Annotated in this window: 9 protein-coding genes; 5 read left to right on the top strand and 4 right to left on the bottom strand. The window is 44.6% G+C overall.

Features of this window, described 5'->3' with window-relative positions; all coding sequences use genetic code 11:
- Positions 1–722 (top strand): CHAT domain-containing protein (locus tag WN50_RS15705; protein ID WP_152964828.1); only part of this gene is annotated, 722 nt, incomplete at its 5' end.
- Positions 723–956: 234 nt separating this feature from the next.
- On the opposite strand, the gene cimA is transcribed toward WN50_RS15705, so the two are convergent.
- The gene (gene cimA, locus WN50_RS15700) at positions 957–2,579 is read right to left on the bottom strand and encodes a citramalate synthase (protein ID WP_046277237.1); all 1,623 of its coding nucleotides are present in this window, start codon (positions 2,577–2,579) and stop codon (positions 957–959) included.
- Positions 2,580–2,766: 187 nt separating this feature from the next.
- Here cimA and WN50_RS15695 point away from each other — a divergent pair, with 187 nt between their 5' ends.
- Positions 2,767–3,102 carry a 2Fe-2S iron-sulfur cluster-binding protein gene (locus WN50_RS15695; RefSeq protein WP_046277236.1) on the top strand — a complete coding sequence of 112 codons (336 nt, stop codon included), beginning with the start codon at positions 2,767–2,769 and terminating at the stop codon, positions 3,100–3,102.
- A 75-nt stretch (positions 3,103–3,177) separates the two neighbouring features.
- Positions 3,178–3,591, top strand: coding sequence for a thioredoxin (gene trxA, locus WN50_RS15690; RefSeq protein ID WP_235440982.1), 414 nt, complete (start codon positions 3,178–3,180; stop codon positions 3,589–3,591).
- Between the two features lie 122 nt (positions 3,592–3,713).
- On the opposite strand, the gene WN50_RS15685 is transcribed toward trxA, so the two are convergent.
- Both WN50_RS15685 and WN50_RS15680 read right to left on the bottom strand, forming a co-directional pair.
- Complete coding sequence (locus WN50_RS15685) at positions 3,714–5,306, bottom strand: serine hydrolase (RefSeq protein WP_046277244.1); 1,593 nt, start codon at positions 5,304–5,306, stop codon at positions 3,714–3,716.
- Between the two features lie 113 nt (positions 5,307–5,419).
- Positions 5,420–6,367 (bottom strand): RNA methyltransferase, encoded by a 948-nt coding sequence (locus tag WN50_RS15680; RefSeq protein ID WP_082172459.1) that lies wholly within the window; start codon positions 6,365–6,367, stop codon positions 5,420–5,422.
- 267 nt (positions 6,368–6,634) lie between these two features.
- Here WN50_RS15680 and WN50_RS15675 point away from each other — a divergent pair, with 267 nt between their 5' ends.
- Positions 6,635–7,558, top strand: coding sequence for an isoaspartyl peptidase/L-asparaginase (locus WN50_RS15675; protein ID WP_046277235.1), 924 nt, complete (start codon positions 6,635–6,637; stop codon positions 7,556–7,558).
- Between the two features lie 69 nt (positions 7,559–7,627).
- On the opposite strand, the gene WN50_RS15670 is transcribed toward WN50_RS15675, so the two are convergent.
- A complete protein-coding gene (locus WN50_RS15670; RefSeq protein WP_046277234.1) occupies positions 7,628–8,812 on the bottom strand; it encodes a DUF4336 domain-containing protein in 1,185 nt (394 codons plus the stop codon).
- A gap of 203 nt (positions 8,813–9,015) precedes the next feature.
- Between WN50_RS15670 and WN50_RS15665 the strand changes: the two genes are divergently transcribed.
- Positions 9,016–9,672: a pentapeptide repeat-containing protein gene (locus tag WN50_RS15665; RefSeq protein ID WP_046277233.1), complete on the top strand. Its 657-nt coding sequence runs from the start codon at positions 9,016–9,018 to the stop codon at positions 9,670–9,672.
- Positions 9,673–9,739 lie beyond the last annotated feature (67 nt).

The following is a 9,739-nucleotide window of genomic DNA, read 5'->3' as shown; positions in this document are numbered from 1 at the left end:
GGGATAGCCCCCCTCTGTCCCCCCAAGTTTGGGGGGCTAGGGGGGCGAAAGTTGACATGAGTTTTGAGGCGTTACCGGGAACGGCTGAAGAAGCAAATATCATTGCACCTTTATTGTCTGATGTGACGTTATTGACTCAATCTCAAGCCACAGAAAATGCGGTTAAACAGTTAGACGCACCGAAAATTATACACATTGCAACGCATGGTTTTTTTCTGCCCAATCTTCCTAGAGTTGAACCGGATAATACTTTGGGGTTTATCTCAGAAAACACTCAACAAAATACCCCTATTCAAGAAAATCCGTTAATTCGTTCCGGGTTGGCGTTGGCGGGTTTTAATCCTCGTGAAAGTGGTTCGGATGATGGGGTATTAACGGCGTTGGAAGTGGCAAATTTAAGGCTTAGAGGCACAAAATTAGTGGTGTTATCGGCTTGTGAAACTGGGTTAGGAAGCATCGAAAATGGAGAAGGGGTTTATGGGTTGAGACGGGCGTTTACGTTGGCGGGGGCGGAAAGTCAATTAATGAGTTTGTGGAAAGTAAATGATGATGGAACGAAGGATTTAATGATAAAATATTATCAACGGTTGCTGCAAAATGAAGGACGTTCGGATGCGTTGCGTCAAGTGCAGTTAGAGATGTTAAATTCATCTCAATATCAACATCCTTATTATTGGGCGGCGTTTATTCCTATTGGAGATTGGAGTCCGATAAAAGATTAATTGAACGGGAATTTAACCTAAATTAACATGAGTTCGATGACCTCTCCCTAACCCTCTCCTACCTCGGGCTACCCTCTCCACCCCTCTATAGTCTCCCCCTCTCGATTAATAAATAGTCCCGCCAGGGACACCTTTTCCCTCTCCTTGTAGGAGAGGGTTAGGGAGAGGTGGAGAGGGATGGGGAGAGGTAGGAGAGGGGTTGTTTCTATTTGTCGAATTCACGTTAAATTCAATTTAACTCAACTTCAGTGAAACGGGATTTTGTTGCGTTTGAGTTAATAATAAACCATATTCTAACCCTTCTACAACCGCTTGATAAGACGCATCTAAAATGTTTGTGGAAACGCCAACGGTTGTCCAACGTTTCTGACCATTACTCGACTCAATTAATACCCGAGTTTTAGCAGAAGTTCCTTCTCTCCCATCCAAAATTCTCACTTTATAATCTGTGAGTTGAAATTGAGCAATCGCCGGATAAAAACTCAATAATGCCTTTCTTAATGCCGAATCTAAGGCGGAAACAGGGCCGTTTCCTTCAGCAGAAGCCAGGATTTCCTCTCCATTTACTGTGACTTTTACAGTGGCTAAAGAATTGCTCATGTCTGAGGTTCGTTTGTCACAATGAACTTGAAATCCTTTAATTTCAAACAACGATTGTCGAGTCAATAATGCTTCTCGCATTAATAATTCAAAACTCGCTTCCGCCGCTTCAAACTGATAACCTTGATGTTCTAACTCTTTCAACCGTTGTAAAATTTGCCGACAAGTGGGATGATCACGATCAAGTTCAATGCCAAAACTCTGCGCCTTGATTAAAACATTACTTAAACCCGACTGTTCAGAAATGACAATTCGCCGTTTATTTCCCACTGTTTCCGGTTCAATATGTTCATAAGTCAGGGGATTTCGTTGAACGGCTGAAACGTGTATTCCCCCTTTGTGAGCAAACGCCGACAACCCAACAAATGGCGCGTGTTCATCGGGAGCAAGATTAACTAATTCACTCACTAACCGACTGGTTTCAGTTAATTTTATAATTTTGTCTTCCCCAATACAGGAATAACCCAATTTGAGTTGTAAATTAGGAATAACCGTACAAAGATTCGCATTTCCGCAGCGTTCCCCATAACCATTGATCGTCCCCTGAACCATCCGCGCCCCTGACCTCACCGCCGCTAAGGCGTTCGCCACCGCCGTTCCTGAGTCATTATGAGTATGAATGCCAATTTGCGGAATCGGGTCTAAATTCCAACTCGCCACCGCCTCCACGACTTGGCGGGTAATTTCGCTAACTTCATGGGGAAGAGTGCCGCCATTGGTATCACACAGAACTAACCATTCAGCACCCGCACGGGCGGCAGCTTCTAGGGTTTTCAGGGCGTAGTCAGGATTTTGTTTGTAGCCATCAAACCAATGTTCTGCATCATAAATCATTCGCCGTCCTTGAGCGATCAGAAACTCTATCGAGTCTCCTATCATGGCGAGATTTTCCTCTAAACTGGTCTTTAAACCCTCTGTAACCTGTAAATCCCAGGATTTGCCAAAAATTGTCACCCAACGGGTTCGGGCCGATAAAATCGGTTTAAACGCGGGTTCTGTGGCGGCAGTGGTTCCGGGTCGGCGGGTTGAACAAAAGGCGACCACTTCAGCTTGGGTGAGGGGTTCTTCTTGGAGTCGCCAAAAAAACTGCACATCTTTGGGGTTCGCACCAGGCCAACCGCCTTCAATAAACGGTATTCCTAAAGCATCTAGACGGTGTGCAATTCGCAGTTTATCTTCGATCGACAGGGAAATACCTTCTCGTTGGGCGCCGTCTCGCAGCGTGGTATCGTAAATCCAGCAGGTGGGGTGAGTCATGTTTGAGTGGTATATTCTTTTTGAGCTATTTTTAGAATGCCCAATATGACCATTATCTAATTTTACCCCCCGGTTTTGTCTAGTCTTTTTAGCAACTTTTTAACAAAGGGAGATCCGCCAAAAGTTGTTAAAATTTCTAACAAGAATCTTAAAAAGATGAGTAGTCTTACAAGAGGAGAACACTTTTATGGTATGTATTCAGGTGCAAGGGAAAACCATCACTTGCGATCGCGGTGAAAATTTACGTCAGGTTTTACTGAAAAATGATATTGATCTTTACAATGGTCAAGCCTCTGTGATTAACTGTCGGGGAATTGGAACTTGTGGAACCTGTGCGGTGGAAATTTTTGGTGAAGTTTCTGAACTCCAGTGGCGAGAAAAGGCGAGACTTTCTATTCCGCCTCATTCTCCCCAAACGACTCGCCGTTTAGCCTGTCAGGTGAAGGTGTTGGGCGATATTAAAGTTAAAAAATACGATGGGTTTTGGGGACAAGGTTCACAAACCGTTTGGACAGAAAGCTAGAGATCCCATTGATTTTTGGTAATTTTGGTTAACTTTTAAGTTGCCCCTGAATTTATGAGTCCATTTTGCGATACAGTGGCTCAAGAGTATTCAGAACTGATTGAGATAGGCTGGCTGCTGATGCACATATCCATCTCAATCATTAACAATTTTGGAGACACACCAATGGGTACGGTTACGTTTATTCAAGATGAAACTGAATTAGATTTACTGCTTGCAAATGAGTCATTATTGGTTGTAGACTTCACAGCGAGCTGGTGTGGTCCCTGCAAACTTGTAGCGCCTTTAATGGATCAACTCGCAGAGGAGTATGGGGATCAGATCAAGGTATTCAAGCTCGATCTAGATTCTAACAAGCCCGTTGCTAAACGGTTTTCGATTAAAAGTATTCCGGCTATCTTATTCTTCAAAGACGGTGAGTTGACAGAGACATTAATCGGGGTAAAACCTTACGAAGACTTCAGCAGTGTAGTTGCAGGACTCTTGTAGTCTGAAATGGTGTGCTGTGGAAAGTATCAACTGATAACATGGCACTCAGATCAAGCGCGATCATGCCTGAACTTCAGAAGTTCTCAACCCCCTTTGCACCTTGACATATTTCCTTCTAATTCTTAATTTTCCTCCTCTGTATCTTCTGAATTTTCAGGGTCTTGAACTTCAGAATCTTCTGTTGATTCGGCTTCCGTTTCGGGTTCAGGTGAACGGCTAAAATCTTCATAAACCGTTTTAGAAATGTTTCTAATTAGAGATTCAGCCGCCGAGTCTTCCTCATTTCGTTCGACAATAACGGCTAATAAATACCGCTTTCCATTCGGTAAATCAATTAAACCGACATCACCTGTAACCAATTTTAAATTCCCCGTTTTATGAGCAATAACCGCACCTTTACCTAAACCACTCGGGAGGAGAGAATCATTTTCTGTTTTCTCCATAATTCTAAAAATGCGATCGCGAGATTTCATCGAAACCAATCCACCTTGATTCAATTGAGTTAATAAATTAACCAAATCTCTCGGTGTAGTTTTATTCGTTCCTCTCAAATCGGGAAGTACATCTCGAATCACCGTATTTTTCATGCCCCAATCGAGAAACTTTTGATTGATAAATTCTGCACCCCCCAAACGTTCAATCAACATATTTGTTGCCGTATTATCACTAACTACAATCATTTTAGTCGCCGTTTCTAAGGCGGTGAATTCCGTTCCTGCGGGTTTGTATTGCATATCACCTGAACCGCCAGCAATATGTTGATCCTGCATGGTTAAGGTTTCATCTAGGCGAATTTTTCCTTCATCAACCGCTTGAAAAAATGCCACTAAAATCGGGACTTTAATGGTGCTTGCTGCCATAAAAGCCGATTCACTATTTATATCAACATAACCTCCCGTATCCAAATCAAGCAACAATACACCCGGTTTTAAATTAGAATTTTCTGGAGTTAAAGCTAAGATTTGTTGTTTGAGGTTTTTAATTTCTTGGTTGAGTTGAACCGATAACGGAAGCGTTTCTACACCGACTGGGGTTGGAGTTGGCGACTGTTGACTTTCAAGACCTAAATTGGCACTCGAAGTCGCCGCAGAAGATCCCAAACGTCCGAGAGAACTTAAGACCGATAACACTGTACCTGAAATTACCCCAATTCCAATCCCCAAAATCAGCAAACGCGCCCCATAAATCATCGGCGAAAATCGACGTTTCTGCTTTCTGATCACACGGGGGCGAGAAGAAGCAGTAGACACAGAAGCAGCCGGGGGATCAGTTGGCGCGAGGCTGCGGCTTTGACGACTGGAAGCCGGAGAGGGTACGTTAAGCTTTTTGCGGCTATCTGCGATCAAAAGCGGTAAAGGAGAACTAGAGGGTTGACGAGTTCGGTTGCGCCTTGGAGGGGGAGTTTTGCGACGATCTTCTTGTTGTCGAGTTTGCTGTCGCTGTCGTAGTTGAGAGACTAGCGGTTCTAGTGACTCCGCCCTTCGCGAAGTGTCAAAACGCGACGGTGAACTTGAGGCGTTAGAATTTTTGAATCGCAGAAAAGGAGCTATCCAGCCCTTAAAAAAGCCAGACGGTTGAGATGAAGCAGAACGACGATCGCGACGCCGACGCCGAGAAGTAGCAGCAGACCCATTACGAGAGGGGGACTCCCGAGATCGAGAGCCAGATCGAGAAGAAGAAACAAGCGATAAATGACGGGGAGATCGCTGGGCCACACCAAACACCTAGTAAACTGTGATCAACCAAACAAAGAATCAGTCCGCTTGGACGAGGACATAAACAGGAAAATCTTGTTGAGAGGAGAATCGGTGATCTTTAACCCTCAACGCTAGATCGAAGTCTCCGACGATGGGGATTCGCTCTCCCGACGGGTTGCTGGCTGTTCGACCACTGAACTGTTCGGGGAATTGCACAGAGTATCTGCAACAGGATGATTGCACGCTATCAGGGTATCATCAACTGCACCGGATTGTTCCGCCGAGTTTAATGCCCATTCCATTTGAGAAAGAATTCCCCGCAGCATATCGACTTCTGTTTGAGATAAATGAGCGCGATTAAATAAACGCCGAAATTTTTCCATGCGACTCGCCGCAGTATGGGGATAAAGATAACCAATGTTGAGTAAGAGGGTTTCAAAATGCTCGTAAAATCCTTCTAAACGCTCGAGGGAAGCCTCTGAGGAGGGAGAAACTTCTGAGGAAATTCCAGGAGGAACAGTCTGGCTCCTGCTGGCCAGTTGAGACAGTTCATAACAACAAACGGCCACAGCTTGAGCTAAATTTAACGCCGGATAAGCAGAACTTGAGGGAATGCGAACAAACCGTTGAGCATAGTTCAGTTCTTCGTTGCTCAGTCCTCGATCTTCCGGGCCAAAAATTAAAGCAGAGGGCGTTTCGAGTAACCACCCTAAAGCATGGCGAGGATGTTCTAAAGGGGTTTCTAGGGAACGTTGACGTGCTGTGGTTGCGATCGCCCGTTGACATCCAGAGAGGGCTTCTGGCAGGGTCTCAACGAGGATAGCAGTTTCTAAGATATCAACTGCATGAACGGCCATTTTTTGGGCTTCTGAGCCTCGGGGATCGCATTGGGGATTGACTAACACTAATTGTTGTAATCCCATATTTTTCAGAATCCGAGCCACAGAACCTACATTTAAGGCTCCAGCAGGCTCAACTAAAATAATCCGAACTTGGGCTAACGCTTCGTCTAACACCTTCTCTAACCTGGACAATGATATGCTAGTTGTTGAAAACAAGCAACTCAAATAACTTAACATGGCACGCCAGCGTTCTAAATCTGACTTGCCCACTAAATTATGCCCTGTTTGTGGTCGTCCCTTTACCTGGCGCAAAAAATGGGCTGACTGTTGGGATGAGGTGAAATATTGTTCAGAACGTTGTCGGCGACGGAGAAACAGTGAACAGTCTTGACAGTGAACAGTCACCCCATCTCCCATTTCCTGACCAATTCGCTTGGAATTGGTGAACTGGACGTGCAACAATATTTCAACTACTAACTAGAAAATCTATTTTCGCAAATCAGTATGGTGCAGCCTAAATTAATTATTCACGGGGGAGCTGGAAGTTCCATTCACAGTAAAGGGGGGATCGATCAAGTCCGAAAAGCCCTTTATAGCGTTTTAGAAAAAGTTTATCCTCTCTTCGCTCAAGGGATCAGCGCGACAGATGTGGTTATTGAGGGGTGTCGGTTACTCGAAGATGAACCCCTCTTTAATGCTGGGACAGGTTCGGTTCTTCAGTCTGATGGTCAAATTCGCATGAGTGCGGGCTTGATGAATGGTACAACTCAAAGTTTTAGTGGCGTGATCAACGTTTCTCGGGTGAAAAATCCTATTGATCTCGCTCAAGCGTTACAAGGCTCTATGGATCGCATTTTATCGGATCAGGGAGCGGCTGAACTGGCGCGAGAATTGCAAATGCCGATCTATAATCCCTTAATTGATCGCCGACTCAACGAATGGATCGAGGAACGCAAACACAACTTTACCCGAGAAATGGCGAATGTTGTCGCTGAACCTGCTCGTACAGGTACGATTGGAGTTGTAGCGTTAGATGCAGCAGGTAGACTCGCCGCCGGGACTTCAACGGGGGGTAAGGGCTTTGAAAGAATTGGTCGGGTGAGTGATTCTCCTATGCCTGCGGGAAATTATGCCACATCAGATGCGGCCGTGAGTTGTACGGGAATCGGCGAAGATATTATTGATGAGTGTTTTGCGGCTCGTTTAGTGATTCGGGTGACAGATGGCTTATCGTTAAAAGAAGCGTTAAATCGTTCCTTTTTAGAAGCTACGCAACGAAAACGAGATTTTGGAGCGATCGCCATTGATGCGACAGGTGCGATTGGTTTTGGTAAAACCTGCGATGTGATTATTGCGGCGTTTCACGATGGTCATCAAATGGGTGATAGCCTGGAATTTGAGACAGGAACTCAGGTTTTTGTGGTGTAATTCTGTTTATTTGTCAAGACTTTTATGGCCGCTTCTTAGAAATGAACCTCTTTTGGTTTTATAAACCAGTTAAACCGCAGGAGGAATAATCTTTGTTCTGCTGAGATTTTCGTTAATTTGTCTGAGAAGTTCAAAGTCTTCTTCTGGTAAATAGGAACGCTTTTCTAAAAAGGTAAAAGCTTGTCGAAATTGATCGGGGTTGGCAGAAATGGGTGAGTCAAAATGACAAGCAATTATTCGTTCAAATTGCCAATTTGCCACCCAGTCAGCCCAGATTAAAGTTTCTACAGGAGCGCGGTTTAGAATTAGGGTTTGTAAAATCGGAGCCACTAATAACCGCCCCTGTTGATGTAAGGCTTGAAAAGATTGTTTCCAGTCGGACTTCCATCGAAATGGAAATAAACCAAAATACGCTTTTGAGGAACGTTCAGGGGCTTTTTTTGCCTCTGTTAGCGTTTGCGACAATGGAACGGTTTCTAAAGCACTGGGACTGAAGTAAAACGAAAATAAACAGATGCGTTGCCATCCTTTATAACGGTTCGCTTCACTATCGATCATTTTATCTAAAGCATGATCTCGGGCGTGAAACAGTAACGGGTAAGGATCAAGTTGTAGAATTTCAGGTGGGGTTTGGGGAACAGAAACAACGGTATCTGTTACCAATAATGTACGCGATCGCCGATCAAAAAAGACAACCTCCGCAAATTGTCCTGGCCCTAAATAAATTGGCCCCAGTGTGGCATAGTCGAACTGGTCACTAAAAGGCGCTTGACTGCTATCTTCGGGTAAAATATGAGTGCGATTTGCAGGTAAACCTAGCCAGCTCAAAGGTAAGTTTAACGGAAAACTCCATTGACTGGGAGCAACAAAAACTTGGGCTTGTCGAAAGTAACGAGCAAACGGGCCTACAAAAACTTTGTGTTCGATGCCGGAAATTGTTGGCAAAATAATATACTTGACATCGCCATGTTCAGCCACTAATTCTCGCACCAGACGAATACATTCCGGTGTTGGGGCGACAGGCGCGTAAACCAGCAAGCCTCCTTTTTCCAGCTTGACAACGCTCATGCGAATTGGTACAACCACGTAGAGAATCCCCTGAAGTTGATCAAAAGTCCAGAGGGTATCTTTGATCACTTCTCGCCGCAATGTACGTCGCTGTCCGTAGGGATAAAGCGGTGCGGCTGGCCACCAAGGCCAAGAAAAGTCTCTCGAAGGCATCGGTTGTTGTAGCGGCTCAGGTTGAAATAGCATCGATTCGCTATGATGTTATCGCGATCGCAGTTGTCCCAGAAGTTTAGCAGATTTTCCGGGAACAGGGAACACCGGAACAGTGAACAGTGATCTCTATCACCCTATAGTCCGATTACAATCACACTAAAGCGAGATGCTACTCATTTCTCGTTCCCCTAAAATAAGGAATAGTAAAGACTATCGAGTTTACCGAGGGTGTGCGAATGAAACTGGTAATGATAGCCACCGTAGCATTATTGATGAAAGTAGGTCTAGCTAGTCCCGCGATCGCTGAGAATCCCGCACACCTGAAGCAGTTGCAGGAAACAAACAACTGTCAAGGCTGCGATCTCAGCAATGCTAAACTGACGGGTATAAATTTAAGTGGGGCTAATCTTGAAGGCGCAAATCTTCAGGGTGCAAACTTAACAGGTGCTAATCTCAACGAAGCGAATTTAATTCGAGCGAATCTAACTCAAGCGAATTTGAGCGGTTCGAGTCTAATTGTCGCTAAACTACATGGGGCGAATTTGAGTGATGCGAATTTGAGTGATGCGAATTTAAGTTTGGCGGGAATGGTGATTGCTAACCTAACAAATGCTGATCTCAGTGGCGCGAATTTGGTGGGTGCCAATCTTGAAAGTGCTGATTTAACAGGTGCTAATCTCCAAGAGGCGCGTCAGTCGATTGGAAAATTAGGTCAGATTTCTTTACAAGAAGGAAGTCTCTACGGAATTGATGTGGCGGGGATTAATTTAAGAGGTGCGAATTTAACGGATGCTGATCTCACAGGTGCGAATCTAAGTGCTTCGGATTTGGGTGGCGCCAAGTTAGATAATGCGATTTTATTGAAAGCTAATCTGGTGAATACGCGGCGATAAAATCTTCTAAACATAGATTGTTTGAGGGATATATTGAAAGGATCTGAGTTCACGCAAAAGTGAAGCT

The sequence above is a fragment of the Limnoraphis robusta CS-951 genome (assembly GCF_000972705.2).
The sequence above is the reverse complement of the archived record's forward strand: the minus strand, read 5'-3'. Positions and strand labels throughout refer to the sequence as shown.

Bases quoted from the DNA above. Each gene is read 5' to 3' on its own strand.
- WN50_RS15695 (WP_046277236.1), top strand. From the start codon at position 2,767: ATGGTATGTATTCAGGTGCAAGGGAAAACCATCACTTGCGATCGCGGT.
- cimA (WP_046277237.1), bottom strand. From the start codon at position 2,579: ATGACTCACCCCACCTGCTGGATTTACGATACCACGCTGCGAGACGGC.
- WN50_RS15665 (WP_046277233.1), top strand. From the start codon at position 9,016: ATGAAACTGGTAATGATAGCCACCGTAGCATTATTGATGAAAGTAGGT.
- WN50_RS15680 (WP_082172459.1), bottom strand. From the start codon at position 6,367: ATGTTAAGTTATTTGAGTTGCTTGTTTTCAACAACTAGCATATCATTG.
- WN50_RS15675 (WP_046277235.1), top strand. From the start codon at position 6,635: ATGGTGCAGCCTAAATTAATTATTCACGGGGGAGCTGGAAGTTCCATT.
- WN50_RS15670 (WP_046277234.1), bottom strand. From the start codon at position 8,812: ATGCTATTTCAACCTGAGCCGCTACAACAACCGATGCCTTCGAGAGAC.